We start from the raw sequence: 22,267 nt of genomic DNA, 5'->3' as shown, positions 1-22,267 counted from the left end.
GTAGTGTCAACTAGTAGTGACTTGCAGTATGATGGGCCAATGGCACCGGGGCTGAGAGAGCGCAAGCGGCGCACGGCGATGGGCCACATCCAGCGAGTCGCCCTCGACCTGTTCGACGAACGCGGCTACCAGCATGTGAGTGTCGAGCAGATCGCCGAGGCAGCAGATGTGTCACCGTCCTCGGTCTACCGCTACTTCGGCACCAAGGAAGGGCTCGTCCTCGCCGACGACTTCGACGCCCTGAGCGACGTCGAACTTGCCGCGGTTATCGACCCCGATGACCTGGTCAGCACCGTACGAACCGTTGTTGCACGGTTCGAGCCAGGCCCAGACCAACAAAACCCCGACGACAGCCTTGCACGACGACGTATTCGCTACTTCTTCGACGAACCAGCGGTCCGCAAGGCCTCTTACGAGACTCTGGCCAACGCTGTCGAACGGATTGCTCCGATCCTGACCGCGTCCGGTGGCCTCACCACCTCGGAAGCTCGCGTCGTGTCCTCTGCCTTGGTCTTCGGCTACTTCTCAGCACTTGAGCAGTGGCACCGCGACCCGGCCGGCCGGCCGATCGCCGATGTCCTCGAGGCCGCTCTCGGAGCGCTACGCCGCCTCTAACCCGAAGGCGGGCACCGTGGTCAGCGGAGGATGCGCCTTCGCTGACCACCGTGCCCGGCGCCCTCAGTAGCCGAGCCCGTGGCCGAACGGGAACAGCACCCCGGTGCCGTCCGCGCGCGGGATCGAGACCGGCAGCTTGCCGGTCGGGTTGACCTCACCGAACAGCACCCGTACGAGCGACTCGAGCTGGCCCACGGTGTAGCCGTAGGTGTCGAGCACGGTCGCGGCCTCCGGGAACGACGCGACGTCGTACGGGTTGCGCATCGCCGCGACGACGACCGGCTTCCCGGTCGCCAGCAACGCCCGTACGAGCGCCGTCTGCGCCACTGCTGCGGGGGTCGGCTGCCCGGTGTCCGCGTTGATGGCGTAGGCGTTATTGGTCGACACGACCACGAGATCGGAGTTCTGCGCGGCGGCGACGGCATTGGCGATCGCCGTTGCCGACGGTGTCGTGCCGGACTCGAGGACCTGCGTCGTCGCGCCTCGCGCGCCCATCGCGTTCGCGATGCCCTGCGTGGTCCCGACGCCCCACCCGGCGACGAGGACGCGGCGCGGACCGGCCGTCAGCGGAAGCAGCCCGGCGTCGTTCTTGACCAGCGTCGTGGTGCGGTTGGTGATCGCCTGGGCGTCGGCCAGGTGCTGCGGCGCACCCACGACCTGCGTCGCGGCGGCCGGGTCGACGAACGGGTCGCGGAAGATGCCCTCGCGGTGCTTGTGCAGCAGGATCCGATAGACCGACTCGTCGAGCCGCTTCTTGCTGATCTCACCGCTACGGACCGCGTCGAGCACCGCCCCGTACGCCACGTCCATCTGCGGCGGGACGAGCAGCTGGTCGGCGCCGGCGAGGAAGGCCCGGACCGGCGCGACGTCCGGCGGGTAGGTCGACGTCGCGCCCTGCATGTCGAGCGCGTCGGTGACGACCAGGCCGTCGAATCCGAGATCGTCGCGCAACAGCCCGGTGAGGATCTTGTGCGACATCGTCGCCGGCACGTCGGGATCGATCGCCGGCAGGACGACGTGGGCGGTCATGATCGTGTCGATGCCAGCGGCGATCGCCGCACGGAACGGCGGCAGGTCGACCGCCTCCATCTCGGCGCGCGTGTGGGTCACCTCGGGGAGCCCGAAGTGGCTGTCCTTCCCGGTGTCACCGTGGCCGGGGAAGTGCTTCGCGACGGCCGACACCCCGCCGGCGCGGTAGCCCCGGACCTGCGCCGCGACCAGATCGGACACGAGCGCTGGGTCGGAGCCGATCGACCGGATCCCGATGACCGGGTTGTTGGGGTTGACGTTGACGTCGGCCACCGGCGCGTAGTCCTGCGTCACGCCGACCGCGTCGAGCTCGGTGCCGATGACCTGCGCTGACCGCTTTGCGTCTGCCGCCGAACGACCAGCACCCAGCGCCATGTTGCCGGGCATCTGCGTCGCGGGAGCACCGAAGCGCGCCACGAGCGCGCCGCCCTCCTGGTCGACCGAGATCTGCAGCGGGATGCGACGCGGCTGCGCGAGCGCAGCGGCCTGCAGACCGTTGGACAGCGTCGCGACCTGGGCCGGGTCGCCGATGTTGTCATCGTTGTTGCGTGTCGTGTAGTAGATGACGCCGCCGGGTCGGTACTTCGCGACAGCCTGGGCCGGGGTGTCGACTCCATACATCCGCTGGTTGATCGCCTTCGCCGCGTCGCTCGGTGTGTTCGCGTCGCGGCCGGCTACCTCGATGACGAAGAGCTGGCCGACCTTCTCCTCGAGAGTCATGTGCCGGAGCTGGGAGATGATCTTGCCCCGGTACGGCGCATCACCGGAGTGCCCTGGGCCGCCGGCCGTGGCAGCGGGTGGGCCGAACGCCGCGGCCAGCACCAGGGCCAGGCCGAGGATCAAGAGCCGGAGCGGCGTCCGGCTCTCGCGGATGGATGCTGACCGACCGAACATGAGCGCCTCCGGGAGTGGCCGTTCGTGTGATGCGGATCACACGAACAGTAGCGCTTGACGTTCCAGAAAGCACTACCTCAGATTCACAGTTACGTACCGGATCATCCACACGCGAGGCGCACACCTCGGCGCAGCGTCAGCGCGTGGCCAGCGCCCGTCCGGCAGCAAGGGCCGCATCCTCGGCCTCCTTCTTCATCAGTGCCGCCGACTCGAGGAACGCGTCGAGTGCCGGGTTGACGCCGACGAGAGTGACCTCGCGCTCGACGACGGTCAGCTCCGCCTGCCAGACGTCGGCGACGATGCGGCGGAGGTAGCCGAGGTTGTGGTCCCACCCCTCCTTGGGCGTGCTGCGCGTCCAACGCGCCGTCGTACGGGGGCAGTCCTCACCGACACGGGCCGCGAGAAGCTCGAGGCGCTCGGTGAGGCCTCGCGAACGATCGTCGCCTCACGACGACCGTCGCTGCGGCAGCCAGCGCGAGCGCGAGTCCCACGATCGTCAGGGCAGTCAGCGGCTCGCCGTACAGCGCAGCACCCCACAGCGTCGTCACCCCGGGCACCAGGAAGAGGAGGGCGTTGGTCGAGGTGATGCCAACGCGTTCAATGAGGGCCCAGTAGGCGCCGTACGCGCCGAGCGTCGCCAGAACCACGAGCCAGGCCACCGCCAACCAGAACTTCCCCGACGCCGGCGGTACGGCGTTCCCGGTGGCAACCGCAAGCACGCTGTAGACGACGGCCGACGCCGCGCAGTGCACGGCGAGCGCACGTCGCGCGGTCGTGCGGATGACGTCGAGGCGGGACACGAAGGTTGCGCCCACCAAGCTGAGCATCCCGAGAAGTGGCACCGCGTACGCCCACAGCGGCGCTTCGGTGCCCGGAGACGCCACGTCGGCCCAGGTGACGACGGCAACGCCGAGGAGCCCGAGACCGAGCCCGATCCACTGTCGCCGGCTCGTCATCAGCCCGAGCAGGGGTGCGGCGAGCGAGGCCACGACGAGCGGCTGGATCCCGTCGATCAGGGCCGTCGTGCCGGTGCTCACGCCGAGCGCGATCGCCCAATAGACGGTCAGCGTGTAGCCGGTCTGCGAGAGCAGGCCCACGACGACCTGGCCGACGAGCTCGGCGCCGGACCACCTGGCGATCGCGCCACGTCCCCCCGATCGCAGGAACGCAAGGAGGATCACCGCGACGATGAGGAACCGCCACATCAGAACGGTCAGCACCGACGTGTCCGACGCGGTCAGCTTGGCGCCGACGAAGCCCGAGGACCAGCACACGACAAAGCCGACCGCGAGGACGACGGTGACGAGAGGTGCGGATCGAGGTATACCGATCGGTTTATCTCTCATCTCCGCAGACTATACCGATCGGTGTATTCTGACCAAATGGAATCTGCCATCGGCTGGACCCCCAAGGCTCGCGCCGTACTCGCGGCTGCGTCCGAGCTCTTCTACTCCCAGGGCATCCACGCTGTCGGCGTCGATGCGATCGCCGAGCACGCTGGGGTGACGAAGAAGACCCTGTACGACCGGTTCGGATCCAAGGACCGCCTTGTCGTCGAATACCTCGTCGACCGCGAGCAGCGGTGGCGCGACTTCCTGCTCCCCCGGCTCGAGGCCGCAGGCACAGACCCCGCCTCCCGGCTGGCGGCGATCTTCGACGCCGTCGCGATCTGGTCGGGCGACCACGGCGGCAAGGGGTGCAGCATGATCAACGCGCATGCCGAGATCAGCGACCCGTCACATCCGGCGTACGCGGTGATCATCGAGCAGAAGCGGTGGACCCTCGCGCTCTTCGCGGACCTCGCCCGCGACTCCGGTGCCGCCGACCCCGGCGCGGTGGCGGAGGACCTGATGATCCTGCACGAGGGAGCCATGGTCACCGCGGGCATGGGGGTCGTGCCGTCCGCGTACGACCGGGCGCGCGAGGCCGCGCTCAGACGCCTCCGCGCAGGCTGAGCGCCCGGGTCACTCTGTGGCTAGACTGCCGCCGTGCTCTCGTGGCGTTCGAAGAACTCGTTCTTGTCGATCTGTTCCGAGAGCTCGGTGCTGTCCATCGGGAGCATCGGGTCGATCGCCTCGATCGGGTCGATCGGTTCGGTCCTGTCTGCCGGGTCGCTCGGATCCGTGATGTCGGCCATGTCGATGCTCTCGCACCAGAGCAACTGCTCCATCCTGTGTCGGCAGAGCAACTGCTCGATCCTCAGCGACCAGAGCAGCACCTCGATCCTCAGCCGGCGCAAGAACAGGTCGGTGCTGAACCGCCGGCACTCTCACTCGACGGGCTGACCCGCGACTCAGCCGCTGGTCGCGATCCCGGTCTCGCCGTCGTGGTCGCCGCGGACCCACGCGATGTGGCGAGCGGCGGAGTAGGCGAGCACCGCCTTCGCGTCGCCGTCGATCGGGTTGCCGAAGTTGCCGATGATGCGGTCGAAGTCGAGCGTCGCGAGCCGGTCCGCGATCGCTTGAACGACGGCGGCCGACAGCGGGATCTTGTTCGGATAGCTGCGCAGGAAACCCAGCGACGCACGGTCGGGGTTCGGGAACACGGTGTCGCCGCTGAGCAGGAGGCCTCGCCCGGTGGAGTCGTCGGCCCAGAGCGCGACCGCGGATCCCGCGAAGTGGCCGCCGATGCGATGGAGGCTCAGGCCGGGCGCGAGATCGACGTCGTCCTCCCACACCGCGATGCGCTCCGTACGACGGCCGATCCACTCCGCGTCCGACGCGCACACGAGTACAGGCGCGTCGAGTGCATCGCCCCACGCGGTCTGGACGCCGAACATGTGCGGGTGACTCGCGGCGACCGCCAGCACAGGACCGCGGTCGAGGATCCGCGCGGCGGTCTCGTCGTCGACGTAGCCGGGCGGGTCCCAGAGCAGCGAGCCCTGTGCCGTCGTCACGAGCTGGGAGGTCTGACCGATCCCGACCGTCGGCTTGGTCCTGATCTCCGCACGGCCCGGCTCGCGGTCGGCGACGACCAACTGCTGGCCGGCGGCGGCGAGGTCCGCGCTCGTGGTCCAGCGCTGCCCGTCCGCCGGCACCCACTGACGCTCGTCGGCGCAGATCGGGCACACCTCCGGCAGAGGCTCGCTGAACTCGACGCCACACGTGGCACAGATCCGCATCGCTCCCCCTCGCGGGTGCTCGTCGCTCGACCCGCACACCGTACGACAACCGTGGGTCCGATGACTTCGCTCCTCCGCGCGGGTCGTCACTAAAGCCGGATCCGAGGACGAGGAGGAGACGCGATGGGTGAGCTGCACGTCAACATGAACATCACGCTCGACGGCGTGATCCAGGCCAACGGCGGCCCGACCGCGCAGGACGCGGGCTTCGCGTACGCCGGCTGGGAGCGGCCGTACTGGGACGAGACGGCCGGTGCGCAGATCGTGGCGGACGTCGAGGAGTCTGACGCGCTGCTGCTGGGGCGTACGACGTACGACATCTTCCGCAGCTACTGGCCGGGGAAGACCGACGAGATCGGGCGGGCCTTCGACCGGGTGCCGAAGTACGTCGCCTCGCACGGGACGCCCGAGCTCTCGTGGGACACGAGCACCCAGGTCACCGACGCGGCCACCGAGGTCCGCGACCTGCGCGAGCGCCACGAGCAGATCCACACCTGGGGCAGCGCGGACCTTCTGCAGACCCTGTTCCGCGAGTCGCTGGTCGACCAGGTGAACCTGTGGATGTGCCCGGTCGTGATCGGGCAGGGCAAGAGGCTCTTCCCCGAGGGGGCGACCGCCGCCCGGTTCGCGCAGGCCGAGCCGCCGACGGCGTACCCGGCTGGTGTCGTCCTGCTGCGCTACCGCTGCCTCGACGGTCCGCCGGAGACGGTGAGCGACGAGGTCAGCGCGGACGACTGAGCGACGGGCGCTCCACCGTCAGCCCCGCGAGACCCGGAGCATGTCCTCGCGCGGGACCACCTTGACGCGCTCGCGCCCGGCGTCCTCGCCCAGCGCCATCTCGTGCGCGTCCAGGCGGTCCCACCCCTCCCCCGTCGTGAACTCGACGCCGCGGTCGGTGAGGTGCTCGACGATCGCGGTCGGGTCGTCGTACGAAGGCAGGTCGAGGCCGTCGAGGTCGGCGAGGAGATTGGTGATCGTCTCGTTCGCGTCGGACTTGGTGTGCCCGATCAGGCCGACCGGTCCGCGCTTGACCCACCCGGTGACATACACGCCGGACATCGGGGTGCCGTCGACCTCGAGCACGCGTCCCGCGTCGTTCGTGATGACGCCGGCGTCGTGGTCGAACGGCACGTCGGGAAGGTGCGTCGAGAGGTAGCCGACCGCGCGATAGACGGCCTGGACCTCGGTATCGGTGAAGTCGCCGGTCCCGTGCGCGACGCCGTCGCCCCGCATCTCCGTACGCTCGGTCCGCAGGCCCTCGACGCGGTCGGTGCCGAGCACCTCGACGGGCGCCTGGCACATGTGGAGATGGATGCGTCGTGGGGCGCCAGTGGGCTCGGCCTCGACGTACTTGAGCAGAGTGTTGACGACCAGGCGCGTGCCCTTGCTCTTGGCGATCGCCTCCTGGCCCGCGTCGTCGATCTCGAAACCTTCGGGGTGCACGATCACGTCGACCGACGGCGAGTGCGACAGCTCGCGCAGCTCCATCGGCGAGAACTTGATCTGCGCGGGGCCGCGTCGCGCGAAGACGTGGACGTCCTTGACGTTGCTCGCGGCGAGCCCCTGATGGACGTTGTCGGCGATCTCGGTGGTCAGCTGCTCGTCTGCGGGCTTGGCGAGCATCCGCGCGACGTCGAGCGCGACGTTGCCAGCGCCGATGACGGCGACGCTCTCGGCATCCATGGGCCAGTCGCGCGGGACGTCGGGGTGGCCGGCGTACCAGGACACGAAGTCCGCGGCGCCGTAGCTGCCCGGCAGGTCGATCCCGGGGATGTCCAGCGGACGGTCGGCGATCGCGCCCGTCGCGAAGATGACCGCGTGGTAGTGCTGCTGCAGCTCCTTGAGCGACACGTCGACGCCGTACTCGACATTGCCGAAGAACCGGATCTGGTCACCCCCGAGGACGCGCCGCAGAGCCTTGATGATCTCCTTGATGCGTGGGTGGTCCGGCGCGACGCCGTAGCGGACCAGCCCGTACGGGGCGGGGAGCCGATCGAACACGTCGACCTGAGCCGCTTCGTGCTGCTTGGTCAGGATGTCCGCGGCGTAGATTCCGGCCGGTCCGGCGCCGATGACCGCGACGCGCAGGGGACGCATCCGAGATCCTCTCGTTGGTAAGGCTAGGCGGTCCTAACCTACCTTTCGGCGCACGGCTCTCCCCCGCCGGGACGGGAGACGCTCGTCACGGTGGTGCGGGCAACATGCGCCGATAGGTGGCGGGCATCGCCCTGCGCGGGTGACCGCCCAAACCGCCTTGAAGGATGCCCTTCGCGACCATGTTGGCCCCGCCGCCCGCAGCCACGGCTACAACAGGTCATCTCCCACCTGGCGCAAGTCTTCGAGCACCGGCGATGGCAGTCGGAGAACCTCGGCCCGAGCATGCCCAAGTCGATCTCTGAGTCGCTCGGGCTCTACCGAGATCGGCTCCACCCCAGCGGAACACAAGAAGGCACGGACGGCTGGTGGGAAATCACCGACGAGAACTCAGCCAACGAGGCCGTCACGGACATGATCTCCCAGCTGGATCGGGCCGGTTGGCCCGTTCTGGAGCGCATGTTCTCGCGTGAGGCAATGATGGCGCGATTGCACGACGGCGACCTCGGCATGATGAAGCGCTCCAACCTGGGAGTCTTCTTCGCTCGTGCCGAGGCCCTGATGCTCATGGACGCTGGACCCTCCCACGCGTTGGATTCGCGGCTCGACGATGCGCTCACCAACGGGACGCCGACACAGCGCGACCACGCCGAACGATTCGATACGTGGGTTCGTGCCGAGGCCGCCAAGGCATGACCTGAAGCGCACGCTCAACTTCCCGTCTTCGCGCATGGTCAGGTGCTGCATATCGCCGCGTTGCGGACACGTCCGAACCTGACTAGAGCTCGCCGGAAAGCCTGCCAGCGAGGGTCAGCAGCTCATTCCTCCGGGGGCGCGACCCGAGTAGCAGCATTGCGCTGCCGAGACGGATCGTCCCCGAACCGGGCGGGACGTGCCGCCCCACGCGCAAGCGCCTTGACGGACTACTTGTATTTTGCAAGTATCCTTCACATGAGCCTCTTCATCACCTGTCCGGTCGACAGCGTCGAGCGCGCGACCGTCTTTTACACGGCCCTCGGCTGGACCTTGAACACAGAGATGTCCGACCACAATGTGTCGTGCTTCGCGATCGCGCCCGAGCAGTACGTCATGCTCGGCAGCCACGAGATGTACGCCAGCGTCGGCGGCGTCGAGGAGCTCATCGGCGGACCTGGCACCCCCTCGAAGGTCACCGTCTCGTTCGACCTCGGAAGCCGGGAGGCGGTCGACGAGCTCGTCGAGCGCGCCGGTGCCGCTGGCGGGCGGATCGGCGACACCGACGACTACCCCTTCATGTACCAGCGCCAATTCGACGACCCCGACGGCTACCACTACTCGCCGTTCTGGATGAAGCCGGAGACCGACCCGACCGCGTGAGCGACCTCGCCGCAGCCCTGGAGATCGTCGGCGCACGGTGGGCACTGCTCATCGTTGAAAGGCTGCTCGACGGGCCGCAGCGATACGGCGACCTTCATCGCGAACTAGGAGTACCGACAAACATGCTCGCCACCCGCCTGCGTGAGCTCGAAGCGGCCGGCGTCCTGACGCGCATACCCCTGCAGCACAACACCCGGGCCTACACGCTCACCGAGCGCGGGCTCGCCCTCCGTGAGGCGATCCATACGCTCGGAGACTGGGGCCGCGGACAACGCTAGACCAGTGACGACCCAGCCGGACGGAGTGTGCCGGAACGCCCGGATCTGCCGCGACGCTGCGCGCTACTCCGCCGCGTGACGGGCGCTCCGGGAACGCGCTGTCATGCCGATGAGCGTGCCCTACGCTGGCGAACATGCGGGAGGACCGCCACGAACGGCGGCGGCGAGCACGTGCCGGTCCTTGGGATCGCACGCCATCTCGTCAACGAGGTCATCGAACCCATCAACCAATGCCTCCACACCGAAGGCATCTCTCATCATTGCGATTCGACGGGCCGCATCATTGGGTGCCACCCCGACCTTCGGAAGATTCCTGTTCACCTCGTCCAGGATGGCTTCGGACCACAACGGCTGGAACAGCTCGGCCTCAGCGAGCCACAGCAACGTGGTCGCAAGACGGATCGGAATGAGCGCGCACCATCGAGAACAGCAACCGGCCGGCTCACCGGGTGCGGATGACCTGGTCAGGCGGCGTGTCCTCACCGATCTCCTGAGCGAGCTCATGCAGCGCAGCTCTGCGCCGATGCGCGCTCGCCTCCCGGTAGCGCGCGACTTCCGAAGCTGCGACCCGACGATGCACTCCGCCCCCCTCAGCCACAAGGTCACCGCGATCTATCAGCCGCACCACTGTCATTCGACTGACACCGAGGAAGTCGGCGGCCTGCTGAGTGCTGACAAGCGTTTCGGACGGCAGGACGACTGCTTCAGCATTGGACTCGAGCACATCGACGAGGCGAAGGAACGTGTCACGAGCCGAATCGGACACATCGGGCGAATCCTTCGGCTCCTGGAACACACCCTCGAGCGCGGCGCGCAAGCGTTCCGCCTGATCGTGCGCGATAGCACCAGCCATGGATCGAGGATACCTCGAAACGCTCAAAACGCACAGGGCCTATCGCTACAGGGCGGGGCGCAGTTTGAGCCGGGCACCTCACCCCACCGCCCGGTCGAACGTCACGTGCGTGACTCCGCTCGGCGAGGACGTGGCCTCGATCCGGTAGTCCTCCTCAAGTCCCTCCAGCCCGTCCCACAGCCGCACGCCACGTCCAAGCAGGATCGGGACCACCACCGTGTGCATATGGTCGATGAGCCCGGCGGCCAGGAAGTCGCGGATCACGGTCGGCCCACCGCCGATGCGTACGTCCTTGCCTTCCGCAGCTTCCTTCGCCGCCTTGAGCGCTTCGGCAGGTGAGGCGTCGAGGAAGTGGAAGGTCGTACCGCCCTCCATCTCGATCGACGGCCGCTGGTGATGCGTCAGCACGAACACCGGTGTGTGGAACGGCGGGTTCGGACCCCACGCGCCCTTCCAGTCCGGGTCCTCCTGCCATCCGGGATGGCCCCACTTGCCGGCGCCCATGATCTCGGCGCCGATCCCCGGCTCGTGCTGCTGGGTGAAGGCGTCATCGACACCACTCGAGCCTGCGGGGTCCCACCATCGGGTGGCGAACATCCACCGGTGGAGCCGGTCCCCCGCGTGACCGAAGTGCGCATCGGCGCTCTGGCCCTCCCCCGTGCCGAAGCCGTCGAGCGAGATCGCGAAGTTGTGGACGCGTACGTGAGACATGGCTACTCCTTCACCGGAACGTAGGTCAGATGGGTCACCGACTTCGACGCCCGCGACTTCACCTGCTCGAGCGCCAGCGGCGGCACGCCCTCGAACAGCCGCGCGCCCGCGCCGAGCGTGAGCGCGACGACGTGCAGCCGCAGCTCCTCGACCAGACCGGCAGCGAGGTACTGGTTGATCGTGTCCGCGCCACCCAGGATCGACACGTCACCGCCGCCGGCCGCCTCGCGCGCCTGCGCGAGCGCGGACTCGATCCCCGACGTGACGAAGTGGTACGTCGTGCCGCCCTCCATCGGCTGCGGCTCCCGCGCGTGGTGGGTAAGAACGAAGACCGGGGCGTGGAAGACCGGGTCGTCGCCCCACCACCCGTTCCAAGGCCGGTCCCACTCACCCCGTACAGGTCCGAACATGTTGCGGCCCATGATCACCGCCGAGTACGCAGCCAGCTCGTCGACCTCGGCCTGGTTCGCCTCGGGGTCGTCGAACATCCAGGCGTGCAGCTTGCCGCCGGATCCGTCGCCACCGTCGTCGCCGAACGGGCGCTCCTCGGTCTGGTTCAGCCCAGCCGCATACCCGTCGGCCGAGATCGTGATGTTGCCGATCACCTTGCCCGTCGGTGGAGTCATGCACTTCAGCATCGCGCGGCACTGCCATGACGTCTAATGCCAATCACGCCCAAATCGCATTAACATCGTTGATCGATGCTCAACATCGTCCATCTCAAGGTGCTGGCCGCGGTCGCGCGCTGCGGCTCGGTGACGGAGGCCGCCCGCGAGCTGCACTATTCGCAGCCGTCGGTGAGCCACCACCTGTCCCGCCTCGAGTCGGCCACCGGCGTCAAGCTCGTCCAGCGTGTCGGTCGTGGCATCCGGCTGACTCCCGAAGGGAAGCTCCTCGCCGCGCGTGCTGCCGAGATCCTCGGCCGGGTCGATGCCGCGACCAACGAGCTGGCCGCGCACGTCGGGTTGCAGGCGGGGCGCGTACGACTGGCCGCCAACGCCTCCACGCTGAGCACAATCGTGCCGCGCGCGGCGTTGTCCTTGGCCGAGAACCACCCGGGACTCGAGCTGAGCCTGTTCGATCGGCATCCCGTCGAGGCCCTGGAGATGCTGCGGCACGGCGAGGTCGACGTCGCTCTCGTCTTCCGTCACGCAGGCGCTCCGCCCCTCGCGGAGGGAGCCCGCCTCGTCCATCTCGCCGACGACCCGATCTACCTCATCAGCGGGCAGGCCGACGACAGCCTCGCGAACCACCACGACTCCGGATGGATCGGCGGCTGCGACCGGTGTCAGGAGGAGCTGAGTGCGGTGTGCCGACGGCATGGCTTCAGCCCTCGCATCGCCTCGTACAGCGACGACATCGTCGTCGTCCAGGCCCTCGTCGCCGCCGGCGCCGGTGTCACCACGCTGCCCGGCCTCGCACTCCAAGCCCACCGACGGCCCGACATCCACACCGCCGAGCTCGTCGGGTCCCAGCGCGAGGTGTACGCCGCCACGTACGGCGACCCGCCCGATCCGCCCGCCGTCACCGCCGTCCTGGCCGCACTCACCGACGCAGCGGCACAGGCGACAGCGCTCTGACATGAGCTCGCCGCCGACCGTACGCCCGGCGCGGGCGGCGGACGCCGCGCTGATGGCGCGCGTGAACGTACGGTCCTGGCGGGAGACGTACCGGGGCCTCATGGCCGACGACGTGCTCGACGACCCCGGCCTCGAGGCCACGCGCGAGCGGTTCTGGACGTCCGCCCTCACCGACCCGCGCTTTCGCGAGAACCGCGTGGCTGTCGCCGAGCGCGACGGCGAGCTGGTCGGCATCGCCATGTCAGGACCGCCGCTGGACGACGAGACGCCGTGGACACGACAGCTGTATGTGCTTTACGTTCACGCAGCCGACCACGGCACCGGCGCGGGCTCGGCGCTTCTCGACGCCGTCGTCGACCCCGACGAGCCGGTGGCGCTGTGGGTCGCCGACCCGAACCCTCGCGCCCAGGCGTTCTACCGCAAGCACGGCTTTGTGGCCGACGGGGCCAGCCAGGTCGATGACGGCGTGCGGGAGATCCGCATGGTCCGCAGCGCGAAGCCCAAGCATTAACCCGCTCGTGGCCGGATCCGGTCATAGTCGTTGACCGCACGCGTGCCGACCCCGAGTGTGTGGCGAGGGATTGAACCGTTTCATCCGAGGCGGAACTCCTGGCACGAAGGGTGTGGCGACGTGACGAAGAGACGAGCTCCAGGAATCGCGATCGCCGTGTTGACGGCGTTCACGCTGTCCCTCGGTGTCATGCAGGCGACAGCAGCTCCCCCGGCCCCGGCCGCCGGTGTCCCGCACGGCGCACACCCCCACGGCATGCAGGTCGAGCGCCTGACCACAGAGCACGCCGTCGACCCCCTCGGCATCGACGTCGCGCACCCGCGGCTGAGCTGGATCCTGAGCTCGCCGGACCGCGGCGCCCGCCAGTCCGCGTACCAGGTCGTCGTGTCACGCGAGCGCGACGGCCGCCGTCCCGTGTGGGACAGCGGCAAGGTGCGCTCGACGCGGTCGTACGACGTCGCGTACGCAGGCCGCGCCCTGGAGTCGCGGACGCGCTACACGTGGCAGGTGCGTGTCTGGGACGAGAACGGCCGTGTCTCCGGGTGGAGCAAGCGGGCGACGTTCGAGACCGCCTTCGTCGACGACGCGGAGTTCGCCGGCGAGTGGATCGGCTCGCCGAACCGACGGCCCGAGGCATCGCTCGACGGGTCCGGCTGGATCTGGGGCGACGGCGCCGGAGCAAGCGGGAACGCGAGAGCCGGCGACCACTTCTTCCGTACCGAGGTCGAGATTCCTGCCGGAGCAGACATCGTCTCCGCACAGCTGCAGGTGACCGCCGACGACTACTTCGCCCTCTTCGTCAACGGCTCCGAGGCGCTCAGCTCGCCGACGCAGGGCGAGGCGTGGCGGACCGTGCGGGTCACTGATCTGGCCAGCGACCTTCACACCGGGAAGAACGTCCTCGCCGTCCGCGTGACCAACAGTGCCCAGGGCTTCGCCGGGCTGCTCGGCAAGCTGCGGATCGAGCTGGCCGACGGCACAGTGATCGACGCCGTCACCGACGACTCCTGGCGTGCGAGCGGAGCGACGACCCCCGGATGGGAGCAGCCGAGCTTCGATGACTCCGGCTGGTCCGCCGCGGTCGTCGGCGCCCCGTACGGGGGTGGTCCGTGGGGAAAGAACGTCAACGTCCCCTCGCCGCCGGAGGCTCTCGTACGCAAGGACTTCGACGTCGCCACGTCAGGCAAGAAGGCCAAGAAGATCGCCTCGGCCCGCGCCTACGTCACTGGGCTGGGCTACTACAAGCTCTTCCTGAACGGCCAGCGCGTCGGCGATCACGAGCTCGACCCCGGCTTCACCGTCTACGACAAGACGACCCTGTACGCCACGTACGACGTGACGAAGGCGCTGCGGTCCGGGGAGAACGTCCTCGGAGTGAGTCTGGGACGCGGCTACTTCGGCCAGACCTTCCCGGACGACTGGGCGGGTGAGCCGTGGCACGACGACACGAAGCTCAAGCTCGAGCTCGACATCGCGTACGTCGACGGGACGACGCAGCAGGTCGTGAGCGATCGCACCTGGAGCACGGCCGAGGGTCCCACGACGTCCGACTCGGTCTGGATGGGTGAGAGCTACGACGCCCGGCTCGAGCAGCCGGGATGGAACGCGCCGGGGTTCGACGACTCCTCGTGGCGGTCAGCGGTCGCCGTAGCCAGCCCCGGCAAGGACGTCGCGCTCCGCTCACAGCAGTTCCCCGCCATCGAGGTCACCGACCAGCTCGAGCACACCGCGACGAGCGTGCCGCGGACCGGGACCACCGTGTACGACTTCGCGAGTCCCACGGCCGGCTGGGCGAAGCTCACGGTGGACGGGCCCGCAGGCGCCACCGTCACGGTCAGCTACGGCGAGAAGCTCAAGGCGGACGGCACCGTCGACAGCAACCTCGGGTTCTTCGACGGGCAGACCTACCGCTACACGCTCAAGGGCGGCGGGCCGGAGTCGTACCAGCCGAGCTACAGCTATGCAGGCTTCCGGTACGTCCAGGTCACCGCACCCGAGGGCGTGACGATCCGCGGCGTGGACGGGATGCGTGTGCACACCGCGGTCGAGCGCACCGGTGGTTTCGGAAGCTCGGACAACCTCTTGAACCGCTACCACGAGGCGCAGGCGAACACGATCCTGAACAACCTGCACTCGATCCCCACGGACACGCCCATGTACGAGAAGCGTGCCTACACCGCGGACGCGTACCTCACCGCCGACTCCGCCATCGCCGGCTTCGACATGCAGAGCTTCTACGAGAGCTGGGTGCGCACGCATCGCGACGACCAGTTGCCCGACGGCACCTTCGGCGCCACGGTGCCCGGATCGGCGGGGTCGAAGGAGCAGTCCGTGGACCCGCTCTGGTCGTCGAGCTATGTGCTGATGACATGGAACCTGTACTGGTACTACGGCAACACCCGTGCGCTGGAGGACAACTACGCAGGAATGAAGAAGTGGCTGGACCACTACGAGGCGACGATCGGCGCGACCGGCAACGTCTACACCGGGTTCAGCTTCGGCGACTGGCTCGACCCGACCCCGGGCGCGGGAGCGGGTACGCGACTGCCGGCGACCGCCTACCTTCACAGGACCGCGACCCTCATGGCGAAGATCGCCACCGTGCTGGGCAAGAAGGCTGACGCGGCGCACTTCGAGACGTTCGCCGGCCAGGTCGCCGACGCCTTCAACGACACGTTCTACGACGAGGACCGCGGCACGTACGCCGACAACCCGTCCGCCGACTACCGACAGACCGCCAACGTGCTCCCGCTGGCGTTCGGCATCGTCCCCGAGGAGCACCGCGAGACGGTGCTGGCGAATCTCGTCAAGGACGTCGAGGCGCGCGGCAACCACCTCAGCACCGGCGCGATCGGCACCAAGGACCTGCTTCCGGTCCTCACCGACAGTGGCCACGGCGAGCTTGCGTACGACGTCGCCACGAACCCCACATATCCCGGCTGGGGCTACTGGTTCGAGGAGCTGGGCGCGACGACGATGTGGGAGGAGTGGCCGGCGCACTCACGGTCGCAGAACCACGCCTTCTTCGGCACCGTCGACGACTGGCTCTATCAGCAGGTCGCGGGCATCACGCCGGCCGCGCCCGGGTTCTCGAAGGTCAAGATCCAGCCCTCCCCCGTCGGCGACCTGGACCACGCGTCTGCGACGGTCGACTCGCCGCGCGGCCAGGTGACGTCGAGCTGGCAGCGCTCCCGCCACCAGCTCACCCTCCGCGCGACGATCCCGGTCGGCGCCACTGCCGAGATCCACGTCCCGGCCCGTCGGCGAGGTGACGTCACCGCGCCGCGCGGAGCCTCGTACGCGGGAGTCCGCGACGGCTACGTCGTGTACGAGGTCGGCTCGGGGGACTACGAGTTCCGCGCGAAGGCGCCGGACGACCCCCGGTGACACCCGCGCGCAAGCCCTGACACGATCTTGACGGACCGGGCGGGCGGGCTCGCACGCCCGCCAACAGGTACGGTCATCGTGGTCGCGAGAGGAGGCAGCCGATGGGGATCGTGGACAACGCCGTGTACGTCGAGGGCACGCGCAAGGTCGAGCCGCCGACCCTCGAGGACACGTACGAGCTGCTGCGTGACGAGCACGGGATGGGCTGGATCGGCCTCTACCGTCCGACCCGCGACGAGATCGACTCCGTCGCCGAGGAGTTCTCGATCCACGAGCTCGCGGTGGAGGACACGATCCGGGCGCACCAGCGCCCGAAGCTCGAGCGCTACGGCGACGTCCTCTTCACGGTCCTGCGGCCGGCGCGCTATCTCGATGCCGAGGAGCGCGTCGAGTTCGGCGAGGTCCACGTCTTCACCGGCCCCGACTTCGTCGTCACCGTCCGGCACGCGGAGTCGCCCAACCTCGGACACGTCCGGCGCCGTCTCGAGTCCTCCCCCAACCTGCTCTGCCTCGGCCCCGAAGCCGTCCTGTACGCGATCTTCGACGAGGTCGTCGACGAGTACGGTCCGGTGGTCGCCGGCCTCGAGAACGACATCGACGAGATCGAGTACCAGGTGTTCGCCGGCGATCCGACCGTCTCGCGGCGCATCTACGAACTGTCGCGCGAGGTCATCGAGTTCCAGCGCGCGGCCCGTCCCCTCCTCGGCATGCTCGACGCGCTCCGCAGCGGCTTCGAGAAGTACGCCGTCGACGAGGAGCTCCGCCGCAACCTGCGCGACGTCGAGGACCACGTGATCCGGATCGTCGAGCGGATCGAAGGGTTCCGGGTTCTCCTCCAGAACATCCTCGCCGTCAACGCCACCCTCGTCGGCCAACGACAGAACGAGGAGATGCAGCGCCTCACCGAGGCCAGCTTCCGCCAGAACGAGGAGCTCAAGCGCATCTCGTCGTGGGCGGCGATCCTCTTCGCGCCCACGCTGGTCGGCACGATCTACGGGATGAACTTCGAGCGGATGCCGGAGCTCGGATGGGCGTTCGGCTATCCGTTCGCGATCGTGCTCATGGCCGCCGTCTGCGTGACGCTCTACGTCGTGTTCAAGCGGCGCGGCTGGCTCTAGCGACGGGCCTCAGCGCTCGAGCTTCATCGACACCAGCTCGGTGAAGCCGACGCGTCGGGCGAAGCGCACCTTCTTACGCTTGTAGACCGTGAAGCCGAGCTTGGCGTACACGGCGAGCGCCGACGCATTGGTGTCCTTGATGTCCTCGAGCACGAACTCGCGATAACCGGGCAGCGCCAGCAGGTGACGCAGCAGCGCGGTCGCGACACCCCTCCCCTGGTATGCCGGCTCGGTGGCAACGAACCCGATCTCGGCCAGTCCGGGCCGTGCTCCCTCGAACGGACGCATGAACCAGCGCTGGATCACCACATAGCCGAGCAGCCCCCGTACGAGTCCGAGGTGGCGACGGATCTGCGACCACTGCGGCGCGAAGAGCGTCTGGTCGCCCTCGGTGAACGAGGCGATGCCCGCAGGCTCACCCTCGACGAGCGCGACATAGAACCGCTCGATCAGCAGCATGTGCTCGAACGCGTCGGCCAGCGTGTCGGTGTCGCGCGAGAACGCGACGAAGTCGTCGGCGAAGCTGCGGACGTACACCTCGGTGATGCGGCGCCGGTATTCCTCGCCGAGCTCGTCGCCCCGCTTGACCACGACCGTCGTCTCGCCCATGCCCCGCCCGCTTCGCTCGCCACCCGTACGGGCCGACCCTATCCACACGCGGCCGGCACTCCAGCGGTGGTTTGCGCCGTGCCAGGTCAGGACGGCAGCGTGCGGGTCTCCACGAGCATCCGCGCCACCGCGCGCAGCTTGAGGTTGTGCTGCTGGGAGTAGCGCCGCAGCACCTCGAAGGCCCGCGGCTCGTCCAGGCCGTATCGCTCCATGAGGATGCCCTGGGCCTGCCCGATGAGCTTGCGCGCGTCGAGCGCGATCTCGAGGTTCTCCTCGCGCTCGGCACGAAACAACGCGATTGCGGCGTGACGCGCGAAGATGTGGGCGAACGCCACGTCATCGTCGTCGAAGAACCGCGTGTCCTCCGAGTAGAGGGTGACCACGCCGATCCGGCGGGAGCTCGGCGCGAGGCTCACGCCGAGGAGGCTCGCGACGCCGAGGTCCGTGACCGCCTTCGTCCAGCGCGGCCATCGCCGCTCTCGCCGTAGGTCGCCCAAACGGAGGGTCTCGTCCCAGTCGTCGCTGCGGGCCGGTCCTTCGCCGAGCGCGACCTGCAGCTCGTCGGCCTTCTTGATGAGGTCGTCGGTGGCAGAGACGGTGTCGAGCCGGCCACCGCCGCGGATCATCGTCACGCCGCCGCGATCCATCTCGACGGTCTCGCACAAGCGCGTGATGATCTGCTCGGCCGTCTGCTCCGCGGAGTCAGCGGCGTGGAGGTCTTCGACCAGGTCCGCGAGCTCGTGATGATCGAGCACCTCGTCCGTCATCTGACACCCCCGCTCACGCCGTGGGGCGCGCGTCTGCACCCGTCAGGATTTTACGCCCGGGTTGCGTTCCGGCGACAGCGATGAGGTTCCGCCGCCCGGTCGGTCAGTCTCTTCAGACGGACCCGCCGACTGCGAGGAGAGCACCATGACCGCGACCTACACCTTCGACGTCGTGTCCACCATCGACGGCTTCGGCTCGTACGGAGGGGGCGGCGACTGGGGCGGGTACTGGGGCAAGCAGGGCCCCGAGTTCCTCGACCACCGCCTCGCGCAGTACGAGGCGGAGCAGCGGATGGTCCTCGGCGCCCACACCTATCGGGAGTTCGTCGAGCTCCTGGGCGCGAGCACCGACGAGCTCGACCCGATCAATGCCCGGATGGTGAACCTCCCGACGACGGTGGTCTCGACGACCCTCCAGGGACCGCTCGACTGGCCGAACGCGGCCGTCGTGAGCGGCGACGCCGTCGACATCGTCGCGCGGCTCAAAGAGGAGTCCGACGTGCCGTTGCGCTCGCATGGCAGCCTGTCGATGAACCGCGCGCTGATGGCGGCCGGTCTCGTCGACCGCGTCCAGGTGACGCTCTTCCCGGTGATCAGCGGTCAGACCGGGACGGACCCGATCTTCGCAGGATCGGCCGACTTCGACCTCGAGCTGCTCGAGAGCTGGACGTTCGACGGCCACACCCAAGAGCTCACCTACCGTCCGACCGTGCACGGCTGATTCCGTCACTCCCCTCTGCCAGCATCGGGGGCATGTTCGAGAAGCGCCGCCTGCCCACTCGTACGCCCGAGTCCCGCGCGTTCGCCGAGCGCGTCCAGGTCGCCATGGAACTCACGTCGCGGCTCAACGTCCTCCCGCACGGTGACGTCGACGCACGCATCGCTCTGCTGAGCGAGATCTTCGGCCAGCCCCTGCCGGAGTCGCTCACGATCTATCCGCCGTTCTTCTGCGACTACGGCCTCGGCGCGACGTTCGGGGAGCGCGTCTTCATCAACCAGGGGTGCTACTTCCTGGACTTCGGCGGCATCACGATCGGCGACCGCGTCCTGATCGGCCCCAACGTCACACTCAGCACCTCCGGGCATCCCGTTGAGGTCGCCGAGCGGTTCGACTACCTGACTCACGCCCCCATCGTCATCGAGGACGACGTCTGGATCGGCGCCGGCGCGACGGTCGCACCCGGCGTGACGATCGGCCACGGATCGGTCGTCGGCGCGGGCACCGTCGTCGCGAAGGATGTCCCGCCGCTGAGCGTCGTCACCGGTGCCGGCGCGATCCAGAGGAACGCCGTCCAGCCGTCCTAGGACTGACCGCCGCCCGGTCGCCCCGCGCCTTCGACCAGATCGGGGATGGTCCTCCGTACGAGGTCGACCAGCGCCTCGCACAGCAGCCGCTCGAGCTGCTCTCGTGTCAGCTCGGCCCCGCGCAACCAGCGACGCGTGACGACCGTCGCGTACGCCGAGTAGCCGTGCAGCGCGACCCGCACCACCGGGTCTTCTCGTACGACGTGCAGGCCGGCGATCTCGCAGATCTGGTCGGCCATGGCCTCGGTGTACTCGCTCACCAGCGCCTGGACCTGCTCGTCCTGCGACTCCCCCGTCAACGCCGACGCCGACAGCCACGTCTCACGGCTGCGCAGCACCATCCCGACCCACTCGTGGACGCTCTGCGCGATGCGTTCCTCCGGCCGCGCCCCCTCCACGTACGCGGGGGTCGGGAGGCGCGGCGCCTGGAGCAGCTTCGCGACGACGGCGACGTAGAGGTCGCGCTTGGTCGGGAAGTAGTGGTTGAGCAGTCCTCTACTCACGCCGCATGCACCGGCAAGCTCGCCCGTCGACACGTCGTCGTACGGGCGCTCGGCGAACACGCGGCCGGCGGCGCTGACGATCTGCTCGCGCCGTACGTCCGGCGGGAGTCGGCGACGCGTAGATCCCATGCCGGAATCTTGCCGTACACCTCGCTCGACCGGGCAAAGAGTGCAGATCGGACGATCGACCTCGTTCCCTCTAGCCATCCCCGTCCTCCTCTATTAATATGACGCAAGTCACTATTGGCAAACTGCCGATAGCCTCCGCCTGGCTGTCGCGAGGACTCGACGAGGAGCACGAAATGGCAGACCTCAGCAGGAGAAACCTCTTACGGGCGGGAGGAGCCCTCGGTGCGCTCGGCGCCTTCACGGTCGCCGCCCCCGCCAAGGCGTGGACGTGGTCCTCGGCGGGCTCGATCGCCGGCACGGGCACCGGTCGCGACCCGCGCTACGTGTGGGACGACCTGGCGGATCCCGTGCTCGCCTCGCTCCTCGAGCGCGGCGGTGTCCCCGCCGTGAACGACGTGCTCCGTTCGTGGACGAAGAACGGTCAGACCGTCCCCTCCGGTCTCCCCGCCGACGTCGCAGCACTGGTCAACCAGACCCGCACGCTTCCCGCGTGGGCGGACCAGCGCAAGCTCGACCTCGCGTACCAGTTCACTCGCAAGCGCGGGCTCTACCTGGGCGTCCTGTACGGCATGAACAGCGGCATGATGAGCGCCGCCATCCCGCGCGAGGCACGCGCCGTCTACTACTCCAAAGGCGGCGCCGACCTGACGGACCGCATCGCCAAGACCGCGAAGCTCGGGTACGACATCGGCGACTACCACGCGTACCGGCCGGACGGCGAGATGGTCGTGACCTGTGTGAAGACCAGGCTCACGCACGCCGCCGTTCGCCATCTACTCCCCCAGTCCCCGCACTGGGTGGCCTCGGCCGACGAAGAGATCCCGATCAGCCAGTTCGACATCATGGTGACGTGGCACAGCCTCGCCTCGTCAGTCTGGCAGAAGCTCATGGACTGGAACATCCGGATCCCCAAGGCCGAGGCTGACGCCTACCTCCACATCTGGCAGGTGACGGCGTCGATGCTCGGCGTCCTCGACGAGTACATCCCCGCATCCTGGGACGAGGCGCTGGCCCAGCGTGAACAGGTCCTGGTGCCGCTCCTCGGTCCGACCCCGGAGGGCGTCAAGCTCGCGGAGATGCTGACGAACCTGGGAGACCGCATCGACTTCACCCTGGTCACGAAGCCCGCGTTCGAGTCGGTCACCCGATACATGCTCGGCGACCAGGTCACCGACTGGCTCGGGATCGACCGCAACCCGATCCTCGACGCGACCGTCGCCGCCGCCTGGATCCCGTTCGTCCGGCTGCGCGAGCTCGGCCTCCCGCTGCTCGGGGTGCCGTCGATCTACTTCGTGTTCGAGGAGCTGATCCGGAAGTTCGCGCTCTTCTACCTCGAGCCCGGGCAGCAGATCAACATCGACATCCCGACGATGAACAACCCGAACTACCCGTCCTGAGAGCGAGGAG

The 22,267-nt window shown here is 68.5% G+C and carries 24 protein-coding genes; 13 read left to right on the top strand and 11 right to left on the bottom strand.

Annotation, left to right across the window (positions count from 1 at the left end; translation table 11 throughout):
• Nucleotides 1–39 precede the first annotated feature (39 nt).
• Nucleotides 40–615 (top strand): TetR/AcrR family transcriptional regulator, encoded by a 576-nt coding sequence (locus ACFSDF_RS15695; protein WP_167004137.1) that lies wholly within the window; start codon nt 40–42, stop codon nt 613–615.
• Between the two features lie 63 nt (nt 616–678).
• Here the strand turns inward: ACFSDF_RS15695 and ACFSDF_RS15690 are convergent, their stop codons facing one another.
• Both ACFSDF_RS15690 and ACFSDF_RS15685 read right to left on the bottom strand, forming a co-directional pair.
• On the bottom strand, nt 679–2,538 hold the full coding sequence (locus ACFSDF_RS15690; RefSeq protein WP_377158183.1) for a glycoside hydrolase family 3 protein: 1,860 nt from the start codon (nt 2,536–2,538) through the stop codon (nt 679–681).
• A gap of 383 nt (nt 2,539–2,921) precedes the next feature.
• A complete protein-coding gene (locus tag ACFSDF_RS15685; protein ID WP_377158181.1) occupies nt 2,922–3,884 on the bottom strand; it encodes a DMT family transporter in 963 nt (320 codons plus the stop codon).
• Between the two features lie 36 nt (nt 3,885–3,920).
• Here ACFSDF_RS15685 and ACFSDF_RS15680 point away from each other — a divergent pair, with 36 nt between their 5' ends.
• The gene (locus ACFSDF_RS15680; protein ID WP_377158179.1) at nt 3,921–4,493 is read left to right on the top strand and encodes a TetR/AcrR family transcriptional regulator; all 573 of its coding nucleotides are present in this window, start codon (nt 3,921–3,923) and stop codon (nt 4,491–4,493) included.
• 20 nt (nt 4,494–4,513) lie between these two features.
• Here the strand turns inward: ACFSDF_RS15680 and ACFSDF_RS15675 are convergent, their stop codons facing one another.
• Together ACFSDF_RS15675 and ACFSDF_RS15670 are read right to left on the bottom strand one after the other, a co-directional pair.
• Nucleotides 4,514–4,708, bottom strand: a complete 195-nt coding sequence (locus ACFSDF_RS15675) for a hypothetical protein (RefSeq protein WP_377158177.1) — start codon at nt 4,706–4,708, stop codon at nt 4,514–4,516.
• 123 nt (nt 4,709–4,831) lie between these two features.
• Complete coding sequence (locus ACFSDF_RS15670) at nt 4,832–5,659, bottom strand: MBL fold metallo-hydrolase (RefSeq protein ID WP_377158175.1); 828 nt, start codon at nt 5,657–5,659, stop codon at nt 4,832–4,834.
• A gap of 123 nt (nt 5,660–5,782) precedes the next feature.
• Between ACFSDF_RS15670 and ACFSDF_RS15665 the strand changes: the two genes are divergently transcribed.
• On the top strand, nt 5,783–6,397 hold the full coding sequence (locus ACFSDF_RS15665; protein ID WP_377158173.1) for a dihydrofolate reductase family protein: 615 nt from the start codon (nt 5,783–5,785) through the stop codon (nt 6,395–6,397).
• Between the two features lie 18 nt (nt 6,398–6,415).
• Here the strand turns inward: ACFSDF_RS15665 and ACFSDF_RS15660 are convergent, their stop codons facing one another.
• The gene (locus ACFSDF_RS15660; RefSeq protein WP_377158171.1) at nt 6,416–7,756 is read right to left on the bottom strand and encodes an FAD-dependent oxidoreductase; all 1,341 of its coding nucleotides are present in this window, start codon (nt 7,754–7,756) and stop codon (nt 6,416–6,418) included.
• Between the two features lie 90 nt (nt 7,757–7,846).
• Between ACFSDF_RS15660 and ACFSDF_RS15655 the strand changes: the two genes are divergently transcribed.
• The 3 genes from ACFSDF_RS15655 to ACFSDF_RS15645 all read left to right on the top strand — a co-directional run bounded on the left by ACFSDF_RS15655 (nt 7,847) and on the right by ACFSDF_RS15645 (nt 9,387).
• A complete protein-coding gene (locus ACFSDF_RS15655; protein WP_377158169.1) occupies nt 7,847–8,449 on the top strand; it encodes a DUF4304 domain-containing protein in 603 nt (200 codons plus the stop codon).
• Nucleotides 8,450–8,704: 255 nt separating this feature from the next.
• The gene (locus ACFSDF_RS15650; RefSeq protein WP_167250141.1) at nt 8,705–9,109 is read left to right on the top strand and encodes a VOC family protein; all 405 of its coding nucleotides are present in this window, start codon (nt 8,705–8,707) and stop codon (nt 9,107–9,109) included.
• Nucleotides 9,106–9,387 (top strand): winged helix-turn-helix transcriptional regulator, encoded by a 282-nt coding sequence (locus ACFSDF_RS15645; RefSeq protein ID WP_377158167.1) that lies wholly within the window; start codon nt 9,106–9,108, stop codon nt 9,385–9,387. Before ACFSDF_RS15650 ends, ACFSDF_RS15645 begins: the two co-directional genes overlap by 4 nt.
• A gap of 442 nt (nt 9,388–9,829) precedes the next feature.
• Here the strand turns inward: ACFSDF_RS15645 and ACFSDF_RS15640 are convergent, their stop codons facing one another.
• The 3 genes from ACFSDF_RS15640 to ACFSDF_RS15630 form a co-directional block, all read right to left on the bottom strand.
• Nucleotides 9,830–10,240, bottom strand: a complete 411-nt coding sequence (locus tag ACFSDF_RS15640) for a helix-turn-helix domain-containing protein (RefSeq protein WP_377158165.1) — start codon at nt 10,238–10,240, stop codon at nt 9,830–9,832.
• Between the two features lie 78 nt (nt 10,241–10,318).
• Nucleotides 10,319–10,951, bottom strand: a complete 633-nt coding sequence (locus tag ACFSDF_RS15635; RefSeq protein ID WP_377158163.1) for a dihydrofolate reductase family protein — start codon at nt 10,949–10,951, stop codon at nt 10,319–10,321.
• Nucleotides 10,952–10,953: 2 nt separating this feature from the next.
• Nucleotides 10,954–11,577, bottom strand: a complete 624-nt coding sequence (locus ACFSDF_RS15630) for a dihydrofolate reductase family protein (protein ID WP_377158161.1) — start codon at nt 11,575–11,577, stop codon at nt 10,954–10,956.
• 75 nt (nt 11,578–11,652) lie between these two features.
• Here ACFSDF_RS15630 and ACFSDF_RS15625 point away from each other — a divergent pair, with 75 nt between their 5' ends.
• The 4 genes from ACFSDF_RS15625 to corA all read left to right on the top strand — a co-directional run bounded on the left by ACFSDF_RS15625 (nt 11,653) and on the right by corA (nt 17,547).
• Nucleotides 11,653–12,531 carry a LysR family transcriptional regulator gene (locus ACFSDF_RS15625; RefSeq protein ID WP_167004184.1) on the top strand — a complete coding sequence of 293 codons (879 nt, stop codon included), beginning with the start codon at nt 11,653–11,655 and terminating at the stop codon, nt 12,529–12,531.
• Between the two features lies 1 nt (nt 12,532).
• Complete coding sequence (locus ACFSDF_RS15620) at nt 12,533–13,042, top strand: GNAT family N-acetyltransferase (RefSeq protein ID WP_208322381.1); 510 nt, start codon at nt 12,533–12,535, stop codon at nt 13,040–13,042.
• 120 nt (nt 13,043–13,162) lie between these two features.
• Complete coding sequence (locus tag ACFSDF_RS15615) at nt 13,163–16,429, top strand: family 78 glycoside hydrolase catalytic domain (protein ID WP_377158158.1); 3,267 nt, start codon at nt 13,163–13,165, stop codon at nt 16,427–16,429.
• Nucleotides 16,430–16,530: 101 nt separating this feature from the next.
• A complete protein-coding gene (corA, locus tag ACFSDF_RS15610) occupies nt 16,531–17,547 on the top strand; it encodes a magnesium/cobalt transporter CorA (RefSeq protein ID WP_377158156.1) in 1,017 nt (338 codons plus the stop codon).
• 9 nt (nt 17,548–17,556) lie between these two features.
• Here the strand turns inward: corA and ACFSDF_RS15605 are convergent, their stop codons facing one another.
• Together ACFSDF_RS15605 and ACFSDF_RS15600 are read right to left on the bottom strand one after the other, a co-directional pair.
• Nucleotides 17,557–18,156 (bottom strand): GNAT family N-acetyltransferase, encoded by a 600-nt coding sequence (locus ACFSDF_RS15605; RefSeq protein WP_167004190.1) that lies wholly within the window; start codon nt 18,154–18,156, stop codon nt 17,557–17,559.
• An 86-nt stretch (nt 18,157–18,242) separates the two neighbouring features.
• A complete protein-coding gene (locus ACFSDF_RS15600) occupies nt 18,243–18,923 on the bottom strand; it encodes a GAF and ANTAR domain-containing protein (RefSeq protein ID WP_167004193.1) in 681 nt (226 codons plus the stop codon).
• 145 nt (nt 18,924–19,068) lie between these two features.
• On the opposite strand from ACFSDF_RS15600, the gene ACFSDF_RS15595 reads away from it, so the two are divergent.
• Nucleotides 19,069–19,644 (top strand): dihydrofolate reductase family protein, encoded by a 576-nt coding sequence (locus tag ACFSDF_RS15595; RefSeq protein WP_377158154.1) that lies wholly within the window; start codon nt 19,069–19,071, stop codon nt 19,642–19,644.
• Between the two features lie 32 nt (nt 19,645–19,676).
• Nucleotides 19,677–20,228, top strand: coding sequence for a sugar O-acetyltransferase (locus ACFSDF_RS15590; RefSeq protein ID WP_167004199.1), 552 nt, complete (start codon nt 19,677–19,679; stop codon nt 20,226–20,228).
• Here the strand turns inward: ACFSDF_RS15590 and ACFSDF_RS15585 are convergent.
• Nucleotides 20,225–20,860: a TetR/AcrR family transcriptional regulator gene (locus ACFSDF_RS15585; protein ID WP_167250119.1), complete on the bottom strand. Its 636-nt coding sequence runs from the start codon at nt 20,858–20,860 to the stop codon at nt 20,225–20,227. The genes ACFSDF_RS15590 and ACFSDF_RS15585 overlap by 4 nt on opposite strands.
• Before the next feature lie 173 nt (nt 20,861–21,033).
• Between ACFSDF_RS15585 and ACFSDF_RS15580 the strand changes: the two genes are divergently transcribed.
• On the top strand, nt 21,034–22,257 hold the full coding sequence (locus ACFSDF_RS15580; RefSeq protein WP_167004205.1) for an oxygenase MpaB family protein: 1,224 nt from the start codon (nt 21,034–21,036) through the stop codon (nt 22,255–22,257).
• Nucleotides 22,258–22,267 lie beyond the last annotated feature (10 nt).

Source organism: Mumia zhuanghuii (genome assembly GCF_042681565.1).
GTDB lineage: Bacteria > Actinomycetota > Actinomycetes > Propionibacteriales > Nocardioidaceae > Mumia.
Note: the sequence above shows the minus strand (reverse complement) of the source record. Positions and strands in the feature narration are given on the sequence as shown.

Coding starts and splice junctions, on each gene's coding strand:
- ACFSDF_RS15635 (WP_377158163.1), bottom strand. CDS start 10,951: ATGTCTCACGTACGCGTCCACAACTTCGCGATCTCGCTCGACGGCTTC.
- ACFSDF_RS15660 (WP_377158171.1), bottom strand. CDS start 7,756: ATGCGTCCCCTGCGCGTCGCGGTCATCGGCGCCGGACCGGCCGGAATC.
- ACFSDF_RS15685 (WP_377158181.1), bottom strand. CDS start 3,884: ATGAGAGATAAACCGATCGGTATACCTCGATCCGCACCTCTCGTCACC.
- ACFSDF_RS15665 (WP_377158173.1), top strand. CDS start 5,783: ATGGGTGAGCTGCACGTCAACATGAACATCACGCTCGACGGCGTGATC.
- ACFSDF_RS15590 (WP_167004199.1), top strand. CDS start 19,677: ATGTTCGAGAAGCGCCGCCTGCCCACTCGTACGCCCGAGTCCCGCGCG.
- ACFSDF_RS15595 (WP_377158154.1), top strand. CDS start 19,069: ATGACCGCGACCTACACCTTCGACGTCGTGTCCACCATCGACGGCTTC.
- ACFSDF_RS15620 (WP_208322381.1), top strand. CDS start 12,533: ATGAGCTCGCCGCCGACCGTACGCCCGGCGCGGGCGGCGGACGCCGCG.
- ACFSDF_RS15670 (WP_377158175.1), bottom strand. CDS start 5,659: ATGCGGATCTGTGCCACGTGTGGCGTCGAGTTCAGCGAGCCTCTGCCG.
- ACFSDF_RS15630 (WP_377158161.1), bottom strand. CDS start 11,577: ATGACTCCACCGACGGGCAAGGTGATCGGCAACATCACGATCTCGGCC.
- ACFSDF_RS15650 (WP_167250141.1), top strand. CDS start 8,705: ATGAGCCTCTTCATCACCTGTCCGGTCGACAGCGTCGAGCGCGCGACC.
- ACFSDF_RS15680 (WP_377158179.1), top strand. CDS start 3,921: ATGGAATCTGCCATCGGCTGGACCCCCAAGGCTCGCGCCGTACTCGCG.
- ACFSDF_RS15580 (WP_167004205.1), top strand. CDS start 21,034: ATGGCAGACCTCAGCAGGAGAAACCTCTTACGGGCGGGAGGAGCCCTC.
- ACFSDF_RS15625 (WP_167004184.1), top strand. CDS start 11,653: ATGCTCAACATCGTCCATCTCAAGGTGCTGGCCGCGGTCGCGCGCTGC.
- ACFSDF_RS15690 (WP_377158183.1), bottom strand. CDS start 2,538: ATGTTCGGTCGGTCAGCATCCATCCGCGAGAGCCGGACGCCGCTCCGG.
- ACFSDF_RS15600 (WP_167004193.1), bottom strand. CDS start 18,923: ATGACGGACGAGGTGCTCGATCATCACGAGCTCGCGGACCTGGTCGAA.
- ACFSDF_RS15695 (WP_167004137.1), top strand. CDS start 40: ATGGCACCGGGGCTGAGAGAGCGCAAGCGGCGCACGGCGATGGGCCAC.
- ACFSDF_RS15585 (WP_167250119.1), bottom strand. CDS start 20,860: ATGGGATCTACGCGTCGCCGACTCCCGCCGGACGTACGGCGCGAGCAG.
- ACFSDF_RS15605 (WP_167004190.1), bottom strand. CDS start 18,156: ATGGGCGAGACGACGGTCGTGGTCAAGCGGGGCGACGAGCTCGGCGAG.
- corA (WP_377158156.1), top strand. CDS start 16,531: ATGGGGATCGTGGACAACGCCGTGTACGTCGAGGGCACGCGCAAGGTC.
- ACFSDF_RS15640 (WP_377158165.1), bottom strand. CDS start 10,240: ATGGCTGGTGCTATCGCGCACGATCAGGCGGAACGCTTGCGCGCCGCG.
- ACFSDF_RS15675 (WP_377158177.1), bottom strand. CDS start 4,708: ATGGAGCAGTTGCTCTGGTGCGAGAGCATCGACATGGCCGACATCACG.